This is a genomic window from Pseudomonas sp. NBB (assembly GCF_032701105.1).
Classification (GTDB): domain Bacteria; phylum Pseudomonadota; class Gammaproteobacteria; order Pseudomonadales; family Pseudomonadaceae; genus Aquipseudomonas; species Aquipseudomonas asiatica.
On sequence record NZ_CP103994.1, the window covers coordinates 3,184,873 to 3,200,452 of the forward strand.

Consider the following 15,580-nt stretch of genomic DNA (forward strand, 5'->3'; position numbering starts at 1 on the left):
CTCAGGCCCTCTCGCCACGGATCGAAACAGCGGGGAACGGGTAAGGCTCGTTGCGCTCGACCCAATCCATGAAATCGGCACGGGCGCCGGGGAAGCCGATCTGGGTCCAGCCGACCATGCCTTTGTTGCCGCCATGGATCGGGTCGCAGAAGAACCCTTCACGGGTGTTCTGCACCAGCAGGCTGAAGAACACCTTGGCTGGCACGGCGTCGAAAACCAGCTCTCCAGCCTCGATCTTGCTGAGAATGCGGTCTCGGGTAGCGCTATCTTGCGCAGCAAAAACTTGCCCGGAATTGGCCTTGCACCAGCCATCCACGGCGGCGATGCCCAGGCGGTAGATCTGTTGCGGGCTGAGTTGCAGCTGGTACCCCAGTTCGGGCGCGGCGTCGGCCTTGAAAGGGCCTTGCATGTACCACTGCGCGCCAGTTGCGTAGGGGGTGTTCATCTGCCGGTCGATGAATTCGGCAGCGCCGGCTTCAAGTGCGCCAGGGCCAAGTTCGTCGGCCGGGATGATGCGCGAGACGGCAGCCTGCACGAAGGCCCACTCCTCGGCAGTGAAGAAAGTCGGCTGGTAGTTGCCCACAGGCGGCGTGGCCGGCACTTTGGGCTCGTGTTGCGGGGCCGCAAGCAGCTGACTGGCACCCACGCCAAGCCCCGTGCTGGCCACTGTGACCACAGGGATCAAGGTCAAGGTCTTGCGCAGAAAGTCCCTGCGCGGATTGTCGGGGGCATGCTCAGGCATTGCGAATCCTCATCGGCTGTGTGCGGCCTTGAAAAGCGCCATCTGATTTTCAATATGGGGGGTGGTCTTGATAGGCCATCAAGAAAACAGCCGGATAATCTAGCGCGTTCAGAAATGTTTTGAAACCGGTTTCATGCCGTGCTTGCCTGCCATAAAAGATGCTCCTAAGCCTATGCATCCAGCCAAGGGTATTTTTCACACTAAGGACGCTTTGAGCTGCATCTTCAGATTCTGAAATGCACAAAAGAAGAATCTTCCTACGATCGCATCGGACGTTTCGGGATTCCCGATAGATTGATTCCTGGTTTACGTTCGGGCTTCAGCCAAATGCCTGCGACTAGCCGCGTGGATACTCCATGCCACCATGCAGCGATGGCGCGCCGACAAACGAGGATTAAGGATGTCCGATGAGCCCGATGTCACTGTGAAAACACTACACAGGAAGAAAAAGCCGGTCCTGCTGGAGGATATCCAAGGGAACCCGCTACCTCGCTCCAGCACCGAATCCGGGCAAGCCATGGATCTTCCTGGCTACTCAGCCGACCCGGACTTCCAGCTACGCGGCGGCTTCGCCAACCTGATGCTCGACGCGGCCAACCCGCTGTTCGGCCTGGTCATACGCCTGCGTACGTTGGATGACCTGCCCAACATCGAACAGGTGCACAAGACCCTGCAGATTCAGGTCAGCACAATCCGCGAGGAAATACAGCAGCACGGTTATTCCTCTGTGCACCTCGAAGCCTATTCCTATGCCTTGTGCCTTTACCTGGACGAGGCCGTGATGAGTCGCCCCTGGGGAACAATTCGTGCTGGAGCCACGAACCGCTGCTCAGCATCTTCCATGGCGAAACCCAGGGTGGCGAGAAGATCTTCGTGTTGCTGGAGCGGTTGATGCAGTCTCCGGAGGAGTTCCAGGATGTGCTGGAGTTCCTGTACTTCTGCTTTTGCCTGGGCCTGAAGGGCAAGTACGCCCTGGACCCGAAGTGCGATGAAATCATCAACGCCCTGATTTCGCGGATGCACAAGGTCATTCGTGAACTGCGCGGCCCCACGCCGGAATTCCCGGGCGATCCCTATACCAACGTGGTCCATCGCCCCCACCGTATGCGGCGTCGGGAATGGCCCTGGTGGAGCCCGTTGGTGATCTCCGCCATCGCCATGGTCTGCGCCTACTGCTACTACAGCCTTGATCACCGCCGAGGTGCTGGAGTCGCTTAACGGCATTTTGCAGCAGTAGCAAAGGGGATCCGCATGCCTAGCCAATCCGACTTGCGCTTCACCTTCCAGCCGCTGGCTGGCCAGATTGACTTCGAGGTGGTTTCGTTCGAACTCGACGAAATGATCAGCTCCCTCACATGGAAGTGGCCCTACTCGGCAAGCAAGGCCAAGGTGGTAGCGAACTTCGGGACGAGTGGGAGTTCATTCGCCGCTATATGGAAGATGGCCCACATGCCGTCCCCCGCCCCCGTCTGAGCACCCAACTCCCCTCGCCCGTCCAGGCATTCAGCGCCCAGTTCGAAGGATTGGGTCGTTTCTTCCGGAAAAGCAGTTGGCTGTTCAAAGTCGTCCTGCTCCTGGTTTGGCCCGCCTTCGTCATTATCGGCACCGGCCATTGGCTGAGCTTGCTGTTGTGCTGGCGACCGCGCTGGCCGAAGGTTATCCGCGAAGCTGGCATGCCCGGTAAGCCCGTCCCAGCGGTGACAGCGCTGAGCGACTACCCACCTGAGATCCAGAAGCGCCTGCTCGCCAATGCCGATCGCTGGCAACTCAAACCCGGCAAGCGACCAGAGAAAAAGCCACGCAAGTTACGTACGTCGAGATCGAAGGTGCACCGACCGGGTAGCTGATGCTACGAATGGGTCGGTACCACCTGCCCCAGTCCCCAACGTTGGGGACACGGTACCCAACGGCCCACCCCCTGCAATCGCCCTTGCAAGAGAAATGGATCCCTTGCCCTGCAAGGGCTGCAGCACATTTTTTCTGCCTTGGCACGCCTATTGCCGATCTCCTGCCAGACGCCCCAAGTCCATGGGCCCGTTTGCAGGAGGAAATGACTCATGCACCGACCGATACCCCACCCGCTGGCATTGGCCATTTTCGCCGGCATGCTCCAACTCCCGGCGCAGGCTGCCTTGAACGCTGTCGATCCAGGCGCCTATGTTCCCGCCAACGGTGGTTTCCCAGCCTGGTACCAGGACAGTCACGGTCGTACCCTCGACCTGTGCCTGACAAAGGCGGTCAGCTCGCGTGTGCCTGGCGCACCCGGCGCACCTTCGTACATGTGCACGCTGCTGCCCACCCCCGGCGTGTTCGACGATACCCAACCCATCGTCTTCCCCACCAACTTCCCTGACGAAGCTTTCTGGTTCACCGCCGATGCCGCCATCGTCGACGCCACTCGCGGCATCGACCTCAGCTACGGCACCGCGATCGAAGCGGCATTTGCCGCCGAAGAACCGGTCGACGGCGACCAGGTCAGCTTCGCCCGGGTGCGTATCCGGGTCGACGTGCCAACCGCCGGCACCTACGTGGTCACTCACCCCTACGGCGTCGAAGTGTTCGACGTACCTGCGCCCGGGCGCCGGGCGATCAACATGACCCGCGACATCGGCATCGCCGGCGCAGGCGACTTCACCGGCGCCCTGAAAGGCGATGTCGGGCCGTTCCTGCGCAGTGTCAACGGCCCCTACACCGAAGGCAGCGAGCGCTTCATCGGCGACCCGAACCTGGAAGAACGGGTGACCGGCAGCCCCTTCAATACCAACTACGTGCGCATCGAAGGCCCCGGCGGCATCGACCTGCGCACCGAGCTGTTCGCGGTTTCGGGCAAGCTTTCCGAAGTGACCCTGCCAACCCCGCTGATGCCGCAACGCAGTACCTACTCGCGGCATACCGAGAACGGCGACCTGCGCGCCCAGCAGGACATCTTCGTGATGGCCCCGCCGCCACCGGCCAGCGTCACCCTGACCAGCCAGACACCCAACCTGAACCTCACCGAGGCCAACGGTACCGGTGCCTGGTACGCCCAGTCGGTGCTCGACCCGGCCGCCGGGACGATCCTGACGCTGACCGCCGACAACAGCGTGGCGATCCCTGCCAGCAGCCTGACCACCGCCAATGTACCGCTGACCGACCTGGTCGTTATCACCCAGGCCCAGTTCCGTCTGTCCACCGGCGAGCTGACCTTGGTGGCCAGCACCAGCGACGAAACCACGCCGCCAGTGCTCACCGCACACACCGGCAACGGCGCGCTGATCGGCAACCTGAGCGGCACAGGTGCCGTGAAGACGCTGAGCACCAGCCTGTCGCCGATCCCGCCGGCCAAGGTGCAGGTCACCAGTACCAACGGCGGTAGCGACACCGAAGACGTGGTGCTGGTGCCATGAACAGACAAAGGCTCAGCCTTCAAGGAGGCAGCATGAACACTTGGTCGCGCCGTGCGCTGTTGGCCGCCGGTTTCTCCCTTACCGTTACCAGCGCCGCGTTTGCCGCGCTGTCCGATGTCGACCCGGGGCCCTACACCTTCGCCACCGGTGGCTATCCGATGTGGTACAAGGACAGCCTCGACCAGTCCCTGGAGCTGTGCCAATCCCGTGCTACCAGTACGCGTGCGCCAGGCGCGCCGGGGGCACCGGCGTACATGTGTACCTTGTTGCCCGAGCCTGGCATCTATGACGATGCCCTGCCGCTGGTGTTCCCGGACAACTGGCCGCCCGAGATGTTCTGGTTCCTGGCGGAAACCGCCATTCCGCAGGTCGGCAACAGCGGCTATGAACTGGAGGTTTATGTAGCCGGGGTGGAGGCTGCCTTCGCCGCCGAAAACCCTGTCGATGGTGACCAGCAAAGCTTCGCCCGGATCCGCATCCGTGCTTCGGTCCCAAGTACCGGTACCTACACCATCACCCATCCCTACGGGGTGGAGACGGTCAACGTCACCACGGCGGGGCGTCGGGCGATCAACATCACCCGGGACATTGGCATTGGCGCACCAGGCAACTTCCGGGGAGCGCTGGCGGGGGCGATCGGCCCTTGGCTGAAGGGTGTTGGCGGGCCTTACACCGAGGTCAACCCCGATACCGGCGCCATCGAAACCTACATCGGCGACCCCAATATCACCGAGGCGGTGACCGGCAGCCCCTTCAATACCAACTTCGTGCGCATTCAAGGCCCCGCTGGCACCATCCAGACCAACACCTTCACTGTTTCAGGCAAGGTACTCGACCAACGGGCCCAGACCCCGGTCAGCCTGGAACGCGCCACCTATTCGCGCAATGCCACCGGCACCCGTACGGAAGTGTTCGCCAAGGCGCCCAGCACAGCCAGCCTGTGCATGCGCAATGGCATTGCCTTGGTCGGCACCCCGCCTTCGCCGTGCCAGTACACCCTCACCGCCGACAACAACGGGCTGTTCTTCCACCAGCAGTTCGGCCAGGAAGCACCGCCTGCAGTGGTGGTGGTCACCGCCAGCGACAGCGCCGGCGGTACCCAGCCGACCGCGCTGTCGAGCAAGCTCACCGACGTGGTCAAGGTCGGCACCGCACGCTACGACTGGGCCAACAAGCGCCTGTTGATAGAGGCCCGTTCCAGTGACGAAGTGGCGGTCCCGGACCTGATCGCCCAAGGCTACGGTCGCCTGTCCAAGGCGGGCACGCTGCAGAGCCTGACCGTCAACGACGTGCCGCAGCCACCAGCCACCATCACGGTGAAATCGGCACGCGGCGGCAGCGATGTCGAACCGGTAGTCGTGGTCGGCAACGCGCCGGTCGAGGCGGCCAACCAGCCGCCGCTGGCCCAGGCCGATACCGGCAGTACCAGCGTGGGCATCCCGATCACCCTCAACCTGCTGCAGAACGACAGCGACCCGGATGGCAACGTACCGCTGACCATCAGCGACCTCACCCAGCCCGGTACCGGTCTTGGCGGCGTGGTGATGAACGGCACCACCTCGGTCACCTACACCCCGCCAGCCGGGGCCACGCAACCCGTGGTGGCCACCTTCAGCTACCGGGCAGTGGACGCCAAGGGCCTGAAGTCGGAACCAGCCACGGTCACCATCAACGTGGCGCCCAACCAGGCCCCAACCGCCAACCCGGAAACGGTCGCCACCCTGGGCGTGCCTTTGACCATCAACGTGCTGGCCAACGACACCGATCCGGAAGGCAACGTACCGCTGAGCGTTGCTGCCGTCACCCAGCCGGCTGCCGGCCGGGGCACCGTCAGTACCGACGGCACCACGGTGACCTACACCCCACCGGCCACGGTGACCACGGCCTTCACCACTACCTTCACCTACCAGGCTCGTGACTCGCTGGGGGCCCTGTCCAACGCCGGCACCGTCACCGTCAACGTATCGCCACGGCCCGCCGCCGAAACCTTCACGGTCACGACCGCCACGGTCACGGCACGCTCCAACAACCGTTACAACTGGGACCTCAGCGGTACTTCGTCGGTCACCACCGGCAATACCGTCACCGTGCGGGTAACCACCACTACCGGCGTGCAGACCCTTGGCACCGCCACGGTGGCGCTGACCGGCCGCTGGCGCCTGGCGGTGAGCAACAGCACCACGATCATCCCGACTGCGGCACCGACGGCGACGATCACCACCAGCCAGGGCACCACACGCACCGTCAACGTAACCGTGCAGTAAAGGCCGGAGGTTGCAATGAGACGCCTGTACTCCCTGCTGCTCGGCCTGGCTGTGGTGGGCCAGGCCTGCTGGGCCGAGGACCTGCTGGACAATGCCGACCTCGCACCCGGCAACGACCTCGGCGAACCGGTAATCATCCGCCTGCTGCCGGCCAGCGCCGGCCAGGCTGCGGTGATCGAGCAGCAAGGCGCGGGCAACCGCGCCGCCCTCGACCAGAACGGCCAGGCCCTGCTGGGCCGCATCGTCCAGGCCGGTGGCGCGCAGGAAGCGTACATCTTGCAGGAAGGCAGTGACCTGATGGCCCTCATCAGCCAACAGGGGAATGGCAACAACGCGTCGATCCGCCAGACCGGCAGCAGCAACAGTGCGGCCATCGAGCAGATCGGCAACGACAACAGCGCCAGCATCGTGCAGTCCGGCACCGGCCTGAACAGCTCCGTGACCCAGGCCGGCAATGGACAGCACGTGCAGATAACCCAATACCGATAGACCTGGAGGCACCCCCATGTACAAGCTCGCTCCGTTAAGTGCCGCTATCGTCCTGGCCCTCGCAGGTCAGGCCATGGCTGCTGACAGCACCTCGTCCCAGACCCAGGATGGCAAGGAAAACATCGCTGAAGTCAGCCAGTCCCTGGCGCCATTCGCTTCGGCTACCCAGACCCAGACAGGCAAGGGCAACAACCACCTGGCGGTGCAATCGGATAGCACCAGCGATATCCAGCAGAGCGCCAACGGCCAATACAACGCCGGCTACGCCGACCAGCTGTTCGAGAACGGCAGCCAGGTCACCCAGCACGCAAGCGGCAGCTACAACGATGCCTTCGCCAGCCAGTCACTGGGCTTGGGCAACCAGTCGCTGCAAACCCAGCAAGGCGCGCAAAACGCCTCGACCGTATGGCAGGAAAGCCAGGAAGGCAGCAAGGCCACCACCTGGCAATCCGGCCAGCGCAACGAAGCTTTCATCGAGCAGATCTTTGGTGGCAGCAACAACCGCAGCAGCATCAACCAGACCGGCCAGGAAAACTACGCCGCCGCCGAGCACCTGAGCCACGTCGATGGTGATATCCAGGTCTACCAGGACGGCACGGGCAACTGGGCGTATGGCGACCAGCGCGACGGCACCGGCGGCACCATCGGCATTGGCCAGTACGGTGGCGGCAACTCGGTGGAAGTGTGGCAGGACAACCAGACCGCCAGCCAGGCATCAGTGACCCAGTCCGGCCAGATGAACGAAGGCTATATCGACCAGAGCTTCGGCATGAACAACAAGGTCAGCCTGTCGCAACAGGGCACGGCCAACGCCAGCTGGTCGGACCAGTTCGAGACCAGCAACTCGACCACCACCATCACCCAGACTGGTAGCAACAACGTGCATTTCACCTACCAGAACGGTGAAAACCTCAACCTGACCATCAACACCAAGGGCACTGGCAACAGCGTCACCGCCAGCAACTGGAAAGGCGCCAAGATGGGCGGCCAGTTCGGTACCAACCAGACTGCCACCATCAACCAGAATGGCAATGGCAACGGCGTCAACCTGACCCAGAACGGTGACAACCAGCTGGCCACGCTGACCCAGAAAGGCACCGGCAACCAAATGGAGACCAAGCAGGCCGACATGAACAACGAGCTGTACTTCGAACAGAACGGCACCGACAACATCCTGATCGCCGACCAGCGTGGCACCGACAACTATGCCTACGGCAACAGCCAGGGCAACGGCAACGTCATCAACCTGGACCAGTCCGGCTACAGCAACCAGAGCTACACCAACCAGCTGTACGGTAGCGGCAACGAAGCCAACATCAAGCAGGTTGACAGCTACAACATTGCCTACGTGACCCAGGGAGGCCAGGGCAACAAGGCGTATGTCGACCAGAGCGGTGTGACCCAGACCGCGACCATCAGCCAGCTGGGCAGCGCGAACGTGGCCACTGTGACCCAGCAGTAGATCGCTCCCCCCTTGAACCGCGGTGCTCCTCTCCCTGGTGCCGCGGTTCCTTTTTTCCTGTCAGAACTTCTTTTCTTGCCGACTTGTTCGCGGGCACGCCCGCTCCCACAGGTGCTCCACCGCCGTCAAAGCCTGCGCCAACCCTGTGGGAGCGGGCATGCCCGCGAATAGGCCAAGCCTGCCAAGCGCATTACAATGGTCCACACCCCAACCGATGCCTGACCCATGATCCAGTCCGACCTCGACCTGTTCGGCACCCAGCCGCAACGCCTGGCCAGCCACACCGTGCTGCTGCCCGGCTTCGCTCTGGCCGAGATCGAGGCCTTGCTCGATGCCCTGCGCCCGGTGCTGCGTGCCGCGCCGTTCCGGCACATGCACACCCCGGGCGGCCTGCGCATGGCGGTAGGGCTGACCAACTGCGGCACGTTGGGTTGGGTCAGTGACGAACACGGCTACCGCTACAGCCCCTGCGACCCGCTCAGCGGCAAACCTTGGCCCGCCCTGCCCCCCGTGTTGCTCGAACTGGCCGCCCGCGCTGCGACCATGGCCGGGTTCGACGGTTTCGTACCGGATGCCTGCCTGGTCAACCATTACCTGCCGGGCACCCGCCTGAGCCTGCACCAGGACCGCGACGAGCAGGACTTCGGCCAGCCGATCGTGTCGGTGTCGCTGGGCTTGCCGGCGGTGTTCCTGTTCGGTGGCCTGCAGCGCACCGACAAGACCCAGCGCATCCCGCTGAGCCACGGCGATGTGCTGGTCTGGGGTGGCGAGGACCGCCTGCGCTTTCACGGCGTGCTCCCGATCAAGCCTGGCGTGCATCCGCGCCTCGGTGAACGGCGGATCAACCTGACCTTGCGCAAGGCCGGTGGCTGAAGCGGCCAACGGCCCGTAACCGGCGCAAACAGGATGAACGCGCATGAAACAGGTTGAACATCTTGGCCAGGCAAGCTTCAAACGATATGCCATGCCCTGTTCAGCCTGGAGCCCGCCATGCCCTACCAGCCCTATTACCCGCCCTCTCAAAGCGGAGCCGCGCGCCTATGAAAATGCCCTGCCGCGCGCCCAATGCCTCACTACAGCTCGATTACGTACGCGACACCCTGTTCGGCCCGGTGGCGCAAAGCGTGGAGTGCCAGTGCCAACTCGCCGCCCTCGACCTGCAAGGCCGCCCCGGCCTGCGCCTGCACATTTGCCCGCCCCTGCCCGACAAGGTCGACCGCGCCCACAGCGTGGCCTTCGTCTGGGACGGGCGCAGTTACCACGGAGTGGTCCGCGACCAGGGCAAGTGCGGTGATGGCGGCCTGAACCTGCTGCTGGAACTGCTGTAAGACGATCAACGGCGATCAACCCGGCTGAACCCACCGGGCGCGTCACGTCTCCATAGCAAAAGGGCCCATGCCTGCCGGAGAACGCGGAGAACGTCAATGAACAGTCCGTTGCTCAAACTCTTCACTCACCCCGCCGACGCCTGGCTGGAAATCCGCCGGGCCGAGGAAGACCACCCGCAGCAATATCTGCCGCGCCTGTTGGTCCTGGCACTAATCCCCGCTGTGTGCCTGTTCGTCGGCACGACCACCTTCGGCTGGAGCCTGGCGGCCGAGGAACGGGTGCGCCTGAGCATGACCAGCGCCGCCCAACTGGCGGGCTTGCTCTACGCCACAACGGTCGTCGGGGTAATGTTGATGGGCACGATGATCCGCTGGATGTCGCGCGGTTTCGATGCACAGCCCAGCCTCAACCAGTGCATCGGCTTTGCCGCCTACTGCGCCACACCATGGTTCTTTGCCGGGGTGGTCGGCCTGCTACCGATCCGCTGGCTGGCGCTGGCGGCACTGCTGGCTGCCTCGGCGTATGCCAGCGTGTTGCTGTATGGCGGATTGCAGACCTTCCTGCGGCTGAAGAAGGAACAGGCCATGCTGTTCGCGACCTGCGTGTGGGGGGTGGGGTTACTGCTGCTGGTCACCATCCTGGTGGCGATGATCCTGTTCTGGTTCAACGGCCTGATGCCGGAATATGTGCGCCCGGCCAACGTGGGCTGACCGGGGCGCGGCAGGCGCCTCAGGCAATCGCCTTGAGTGTCGCCGGGTGGCTGTCACGAAGCGCGTGCAGCTGCCCCACCAGGTTGACCAGGTCACGGCAACTGTTGAGGCTTTGCAGGGGGACCCCGCTCAGGGTCACGCCCTCGTCGAGGCTCTGGCCCTGACCCAGGCGTATGGTCAGGTTGGCGCCATCCGTGCAGCTGACTTCGCAACGGTCGGGCAGGCAGGCCTGCTCGATCATCTGCCGCATTTCTAGCATCGAAACTCCTATCAACGACATGGTACGACCCTCTCTTTGGGATGGCCTGTTGTGTGAGTACGCCTTTGTCGGGCGAGGTGCCAATTGATATTGCGCATGCCGGGGCAGGCGCTCATGCGCCTGGGCAATGATCATGCAGGGAATCCTCTAGCACCTTAGTGGAAGATTGCCTGCGCGGGCTGCGCGTTCGAACGCAATGGCAGACTTAGCGACGAGCGGTCCCGACAGGCCCTAGCGATGCCCAAAGATGCTGTGCCGCATAGGCTCGCCACGGTCGCCATGCAAGGGCTCGTTGCGCAAGTTGGGCGTCCTCGCCTTCGAGCAGGCGCAACGCCTTGATCAACGCCACATCTCCCAGCGGCAAGGCATCGGCCGCGCCGGCCTGGCGCAATGCCAGGTAGTGCGCACTCCAGGGGCCGATACCCTTGAGCTGGCACAGGTTGCGCAGCAGTTCATCCAGCACCTGCCCGCGGCGCAGCAACCTGGGCTCGGCGAGCAATGCATTGGCCAGCGTGCCCAGGGTGGCGGCGCGCGCTCGCGGCATGCCCATGCCATCGAACTTCGCAACTGCCAATACCGGCAACGCCGGGAATACGTGGCTCAGGCCAGGTGCGGGCCAGCGCAAGGGCACGCCGTGGCGTTGCACCAGGCGGCCGGCCAGGGTCATGGCCCCGGCCACACTGACTTGCTGGCCCAGCACAGTGCGCATGGCCTGTTCGCAGGCGTCCCAGCCTTGTGGCACGCGCAGGCCTGGGCGCTCCTGTAGCAGGCGGGCCATCAGCGGATCGCGGGACAGTTCGGCATTGATGCGCGCGGGGTCGGCATCGAGGTCGAAGACCCGCCTCAGCCTGGCGGTCAGGCCGGGTAGCGCGTGGGCCGGGACGCCTTCAAGGCGGACCCGCAAGTACTGGCTGCCCGAAGGTGTGGCGTGCAAGACGGCGTGTCGGCCGGCAATTACCAGGGTACGGCGGTAGGTGCCGTCGAGGCAGGTCTCGATGCCGGGGATGCAGCGGGCAGCGAGGAAGGCCAGGGTCGAGGGCCAGTGGTAAGGGGCACGGTAGCGCAGCCACAAGGTGTGGTGGCCGGGGGTGGGCAATGATCGGCGTACGGCGTGCAGGGGGGTGAGCTTTGGCATGGCTGCATCATGCCAGCAAATGTAATACCTGTACCGGCCCTATCGCCGGCAAGCCAGCTCCCACAGGTACAGCGACAATCTCGGGAGCATCGCTGTACCTGTGGGAGCTGGCTTGCCGGCGATAGGGCCGGACAAGCCATTCAATCAACCAGGATCAATGCGCCGCACCGTCCCGCGCTTCCTGCATCTGCCCGAACCGCCCGGCATGGAAGTCGTCGAACGACTCGGCAATTTCCGCCTGGCTGTTCATCACGAACGGGCCATAGCCCACGATCGGCTCATCGATCGGTTCACCGCTTAGCAGCAGCAAGCTGGCACCTTCCAGCGCTTCCACCGCGACATCCTCGCCGCCCCGGTCAAACAGCACCAGGCTGGATGGGCCGGCTTCTCGCTCGCCGTTGATCCGCACGTTGCCGCGCAACACCACCAGCGCCGCATTGCGCCCGGTGGCAACCGGTAGCTGCAAGGCTGCACCGGCATTCAGGCGCAGGTCCCAGACATCCATCGCAGTAAAGGTCCGCGCCGGCCCCGAATGCCCACGATAGTCACCGGCAATCACTCGCAGGCTGCCGCCCTCGCCGTCCAGCGTCACCACCGGGATGTCCTTGGCCAGCAGCGTCTGGTAGCCGGCCGCTGCGCGCTTGTCCCGCGCCGGCAGGTTGACCCACAGCTGTACCATCTCCAGCGTACCGCCAGTACGGGCGAAACCTGGGGAATGGAACTCTTCGTGGATGATGCCATTGGCAGCAGTCATCCACTGCACGTCGCCAGGGCCGATCAAGCCGCCAGCGCCGGTGGAGTCACGGTGTTCCAGTTCGCCTTGGTAGACGATAGTCACGGTCTCGAAGCCGCGGTGCGGGTGCTGGCCAACGCCGCGCCGCGCACTGGTCGGGGTGAAGTCATGAGGGCCGGCATAGTCCAGCAGCAGGAACGGGCTGATCTTGCTGGCCAGGTTGTCGTAGGTGAACAGGCTGCGCACCGGGAAACCATCACCTACCCAGTGGGCGTGGGGGCTGCGGTGAATACCCAGAATCGTTTTCATGAGAAGGCTCCTCTCTTGGTTGAGATAACCTTACCAGTGAGACCAATCAGGCAATAGCCGGCTAAAATGGCATGCATCGTCTCATTTAAAGGACAATCAAAAAAAGACGGCGTGAAGTATCGGATGCCCCGCGTACTGCGACCTCAACCAATGCTCCAGCTTCAACGAAAAGGCTTGTCCCCGCCCCCTGAGTTCCCGATAGACCGGATCCGCCATGGCCTGGCCGGGGGTCAGACTATCCAGATGGCGGCGATTTTCCACCGAGGATATCAACTTGAGGAACACTGCGTAGTCTTCGAACAGAGAAGCGCTGTAGGGGTTGGAGTCACCGAGCAATGCCAGGCGTTGCAGAGGGGTGAGGGCCAGCAATTGTTGAAGTCGCATGATCTTCGACGGCGCAGCGAGGCCGTGGACTTCGGCAATCGCCACGATACCGCCTGCAAAAAGCAGTTTTCGCGAAAATTGCAGTTTGATGTTGCGTACTCCCCACGCCTTGCCTTCGGCCCTCTTTTCCTCGAAATTCGCCATGAGGGTGCGGTAGTAGCGGATCAGGTCGTTAAGCAGGAACCTGGCAAGCCCGCTTCCATGATCATCAGGAATATAACGGCGCAGCAGGTCATTCTGCCACCAGGCAAAGGCCTTATGCCCGAAGAGGGCGCGGCCCTCGAGCAACATCAGCATTCGCCTGGTCAGCGCCGTATTGTCTTCGCATTTCCAGCCTATGTGTTCGCTAACGTCTGAGTACAGCGCCAACGCCCCTCGGCCGAATTTCGCCTCGTCGCTTTCTCCCGGATGGCTGATGGGCCGGACAAGGTCGCTGACCTGGCACAATATGTCGTCCAGACGATCCGCCGGCAAACTGGTGTCATGCACGATGAAGAAGTCGATGTCCGAAACAGGCGAAACCTCGCATCGGCCATAGGAGCCCACGCTGACCACAGCCAGAGGTGAACGCCCCGCCAGCGGTGCAAGCGTGCTGTACAGGGCCTGCCTGAGTGACTCGATTGACTTGCAGGAGTAGTCGTAGCGTTTTTGCAGATACGATGGCTGTAGCAGGGTCTTGCTGGTCATGTTCGTACGCTCGGGCAAAGCCCAAGATTACTCACGCCTTTGCGCCCGGTGCTGTCTGGAAAAACTATCCCGCCGGTCCCTGCAGCAGGAAGGCCTGCACTTCTTCGGCACACGCCTCAGGATGCTCCTGCATGAAGCAGTGCCCACCTGCAACCTGCCTGCCGCTGACCTTAGGGTTGAGCGCCACCAGGCGATTTACCGAATGCGGTACGAAGGGGTAGGTGTGCTCGCCGTACAGCACCCGCGTGGGCGTACGGATTGCCGCCAGGCTCGCCCACATGCGCTTGGGGAACGAACTGAATATTTCCACTTCGCGGCTGGGCCGGCACTTGAGCACCACCGCTTCGCCACAGTCGCCAATGGCATGCTCCACGTAGGCCCGCAGCGCCGCATCGGTCCACCCCTTGAAGATACCCCGCCCATGCAGCGAAGCCAGGGCTGCCTCGCGGTCGGGCCAGTGGCTGCGACGGCTGGCAGCCTTGCGCGCCAGGGCATGGCGCTGGTGCAAGCCGACCAGGGCTGCCATCCCCATCACGCCCAGCATGCGCCGGCTGAACAGTACCGGGTCGAGCAGCACGGCACGCGCGAACAGTTGCGGTTCACTGGCCAGGATCAGGCCGGTGAGCACGCCACCGAAGCTGTGCCCGACGGCAAAGCGCGGTACGTCACCATACTCGCCTCGCCCGGCTGCAAAAGCCTCCACCGCCAACGCAGCGGTCCGGTTCCAGCCACGGAACACCCCGCCATGGTCGCTGTCACCATGGCCCTGCACATCGCTGAGCCACAGGTCGAAATGTTCGCCCAGGCGCATCAGCAATGGCTGGTAGGCCAGGCAGCAGAAGCCGTTGCCGTGCAGAAAATGCAGTAACGGCTTGCCACTGGCCGGGGTTCGCCAGCCCCGCAGGGTGAAGCCTTCGGCGCATTCGTGAGACCAGGGGATCAACTGCATCGGCTTACTGTACTCGCGGGGTCAGGAAAACGCTGATTCTACAAACAGCAGCGGGTACAGTGAAATCACCAGCAACAAGGCCATCAGGACATTGAACAGCATCAGCCAGCGCGGGTTCTGCAACAAGTTGCGCAGGGCGCTGCCGAACATCACCCACACCCCGACGCTCGGCAGGTTGACCAAGGCGAACAAGGCGGCAATGACAATGACGTTGGTCACATAGCCCTGCGCCGGCGTGTAGGTGGTGATTGCCCCGACTGCCATCACCCAGGCCTTGGGGTTGACCCACTGGAATGCCGCTGCTCCCCAGAAGCCCAGCGGTTTGCGGGCACTGGACGAAGCTGTGCCAACCGGCCCGGAGGTGGCGATCTTCCAGGCCAGGTACAGCAGGTAGGCGGCACCGGTATAACGCAATACCGTATACAGCGCCGGCCAGGCCTTGAACACCTCGCCCAGGCCCAGGCCGACAGCCAGCACCATCACCATGAAACCGACACTGATGCCCAGGGCGTGGGGGATCGAGCGACGCACACCGAAATTCACCCCAGAGGCAGCAGCATGGTGTTGTTGGGGCCAGGAGTGATGGAAGACACGAAGGCGAACAGCACGAAGGCGGTCAGCAGGTCGGCAGAGGCAAGCATGGCAGGCAATCCACTTTTTTTATGGGTGCTGTCACACTAACGGAGTCGCCCTCCTCTGCGACCGGCACAGTTTAACGAAATTGTATAGATACACATCTCTG

The 15,580-nt window shown here is 63.2% G+C and carries 14 protein-coding genes and 2 pseudogenes; 9 read left to right on the plus strand and 7 right to left on the minus strand.

Annotation, left to right across the window (positions count from 1 at the left end):
* Position 1 precedes the first annotated feature (1 nt).
* Positions 2 to 742, minus strand: a complete 741-nt coding sequence (locus NY023_RS14970; protein ID WP_024087189.1) for a gluconate 2-dehydrogenase subunit 3 family protein — start codon at positions 740 to 742, stop codon at positions 2 to 4.
* Positions 743 to 1,142: 400 nt separating this feature from the next.
* On the opposite strand from NY023_RS14970, the pseudogene icmH reads away from it, so the two are divergent.
* The 9 genes and pseudogenes from icmH (at position 1,143) to NY023_RS15015 (ending at position 10,382) form a co-directional block, all read left to right on the plus strand.
* A pseudogene (icmH, locus tag NY023_RS14975) lies at positions 1,143 to 1,979 on the plus strand (type IVB secretion system protein IcmH/DotU).
* 118 nt (positions 1,980 to 2,097) lie between these two features.
* On the plus strand, positions 2,098 to 2,589 hold the full coding sequence (locus tag NY023_RS14980; protein WP_013972774.1) for a DUF6708 domain-containing protein: 492 nt from the start codon (positions 2,098 to 2,100) through the stop codon (positions 2,587 to 2,589).
* A 210-nt stretch (positions 2,590 to 2,799) separates the two neighbouring features.
* Positions 2,800 to 4,128 (plus strand): hypothetical protein, encoded by a 1,329-nt coding sequence (locus NY023_RS14985; RefSeq protein WP_023662458.1) that lies wholly within the window; start codon positions 2,800 to 2,802, stop codon positions 4,126 to 4,128.
* A 32-nt stretch (positions 4,129 to 4,160) separates the two neighbouring features.
* Complete coding sequence (locus NY023_RS14990; RefSeq protein WP_013972776.1) at positions 4,161 to 6,392, plus strand: Ig-like domain-containing protein; 2,232 nt, start codon at positions 4,161 to 4,163, stop codon at positions 6,390 to 6,392.
* A 15-nt stretch (positions 6,393 to 6,407) separates the two neighbouring features.
* The gene (locus tag NY023_RS14995; RefSeq protein ID WP_013972777.1) at positions 6,408 to 6,881 is read left to right on the plus strand and encodes a curlin; all 474 of its coding nucleotides are present in this window, start codon (positions 6,408 to 6,410) and stop codon (positions 6,879 to 6,881) included.
* 16 nt (positions 6,882 to 6,897) lie between these two features.
* Positions 6,898 to 8,343 (plus strand): curlin, encoded by a 1,446-nt coding sequence (locus NY023_RS15000; protein ID WP_013972778.1) that lies wholly within the window; start codon positions 6,898 to 6,900, stop codon positions 8,341 to 8,343.
* Positions 8,344 to 8,568: 225 nt separating this feature from the next.
* Positions 8,569 to 9,216: a DNA oxidative demethylase AlkB gene (gene alkB, locus NY023_RS15005; protein ID WP_013972779.1), complete on the plus strand. Its 648-nt coding sequence runs from the start codon at positions 8,569 to 8,571 to the stop codon at positions 9,214 to 9,216.
* Positions 9,217 to 9,383: 167 nt separating this feature from the next.
* Entirely contained in the window at positions 9,384 to 9,671 is a 288-nt protein-coding gene (locus tag NY023_RS15010) for a hypothetical protein (RefSeq protein WP_013972780.1), read from the plus strand.
* A gap of 96 nt (positions 9,672 to 9,767) precedes the next feature.
* Positions 9,768 to 10,382, plus strand: a complete 615-nt coding sequence (locus NY023_RS15015) for a Yip1 family protein (RefSeq protein WP_013972781.1) — start codon at positions 9,768 to 9,770, stop codon at positions 10,380 to 10,382.
* A gap of 19 nt (positions 10,383 to 10,401) precedes the next feature.
* Here NY023_RS15015 and NY023_RS15020 read toward each other — a convergent pair whose 3' ends face one another.
* The 6 genes and pseudogenes from NY023_RS15020 to NY023_RS15045 form a co-directional block, all read right to left on the minus strand.
* Positions 10,402 to 10,662, minus strand: coding sequence for a DUF1652 domain-containing protein (locus NY023_RS15020; RefSeq protein WP_024087193.1), 261 nt, complete (start codon positions 10,660 to 10,662; stop codon positions 10,402 to 10,404).
* 184 nt (positions 10,663 to 10,846) lie between these two features.
* Positions 10,847 to 11,776, minus strand: a complete 930-nt coding sequence (locus tag NY023_RS15025; RefSeq protein WP_013972783.1) for a DNA-3-methyladenine glycosylase family protein — start codon at positions 11,774 to 11,776, stop codon at positions 10,847 to 10,849.
* Positions 11,777 to 11,930: 154 nt separating this feature from the next.
* The gene (locus tag NY023_RS15030; protein ID WP_013972784.1) at positions 11,931 to 12,818 is read right to left on the minus strand and encodes a pirin family protein; all 888 of its coding nucleotides are present in this window, start codon (positions 12,816 to 12,818) and stop codon (positions 11,931 to 11,933) included.
* Between the two features lie 96 nt (positions 12,819 to 12,914).
* Entirely contained in the window at positions 12,915 to 13,889 is a 975-nt protein-coding gene (locus tag NY023_RS15035) for a hypothetical protein (protein ID WP_013972785.1), read from the minus strand.
* A 64-nt stretch (positions 13,890 to 13,953) separates the two neighbouring features.
* Positions 13,954 to 14,838 (minus strand): alpha/beta fold hydrolase, encoded by an 885-nt coding sequence (locus tag NY023_RS15040; protein WP_013972786.1) that lies wholly within the window; start codon positions 14,836 to 14,838, stop codon positions 13,954 to 13,956.
* Between the two features lie 21 nt (positions 14,839 to 14,859).
* Positions 14,860 to 15,479: pseudogene (locus NY023_RS15045) on the minus strand (LysE family translocator).
* Between the last annotated feature and the right edge of the window lie 101 nt (positions 15,480 to 15,580).

What these genes read in the sequence shown, in the direction of transcription:
- alkB (WP_013972779.1), top strand. Translation starts at nt 8,569, where the DNA reads ATGATCCAGTCCGACCTCGACCTGTTCGGCACCCAGCCGCAACGCCTG.
- NY023_RS14995 (WP_013972777.1), top strand. Translation starts at nt 6,408, where the DNA reads ATGAGACGCCTGTACTCCCTGCTGCTCGGCCTGGCTGTGGTGGGCCAG.
- NY023_RS14970 (WP_024087189.1), bottom strand. Translation starts at nt 742, where the DNA reads ATGCCTGAGCATGCCCCCGACAATCCGCGCAGGGACTTTCTGCGCAAG.
- NY023_RS15010 (WP_013972780.1), top strand. Translation starts at nt 9,384, where the DNA reads ATGAAAATGCCCTGCCGCGCGCCCAATGCCTCACTACAGCTCGATTAC.
- NY023_RS15030 (WP_013972784.1), bottom strand. Translation starts at nt 12,818, where the DNA reads ATGAAAACGATTCTGGGTATTCACCGCAGCCCCCACGCCCACTGGGTA.
- NY023_RS14985 (WP_023662458.1), top strand. Translation starts at nt 2,800, where the DNA reads ATGCACCGACCGATACCCCACCCGCTGGCATTGGCCATTTTCGCCGGC.
- NY023_RS14990 (WP_013972776.1), top strand. Translation starts at nt 4,161, where the DNA reads ATGAACACTTGGTCGCGCCGTGCGCTGTTGGCCGCCGGTTTCTCCCTT.
- NY023_RS15040 (WP_013972786.1), bottom strand. Translation starts at nt 14,838, where the DNA reads ATGCAGTTGATCCCCTGGTCTCACGAATGCGCCGAAGGCTTCACCCTG.
- NY023_RS14980 (WP_013972774.1), top strand. Translation starts at nt 2,098, where the DNA reads ATGGAAGTGGCCCTACTCGGCAAGCAAGGCCAAGGTGGTAGCGAACTT.
- NY023_RS15000 (WP_013972778.1), top strand. Translation starts at nt 6,898, where the DNA reads ATGTACAAGCTCGCTCCGTTAAGTGCCGCTATCGTCCTGGCCCTCGCA.
- NY023_RS15035 (WP_013972785.1), bottom strand. Translation starts at nt 13,889, where the DNA reads ATGACCAGCAAGACCCTGCTACAGCCATCGTATCTGCAAAAACGCTAC.
- NY023_RS15015 (WP_013972781.1), top strand. Translation starts at nt 9,768, where the DNA reads ATGAACAGTCCGTTGCTCAAACTCTTCACTCACCCCGCCGACGCCTGG.
- NY023_RS15025 (WP_013972783.1), bottom strand. Translation starts at nt 11,776, where the DNA reads ATGCCAAAGCTCACCCCCCTGCACGCCGTACGCCGATCATTGCCCACC.
- NY023_RS15020 (WP_024087193.1), bottom strand. Translation starts at nt 10,662, where the DNA reads ATGTCGTTGATAGGAGTTTCGATGCTAGAAATGCGGCAGATGATCGAG.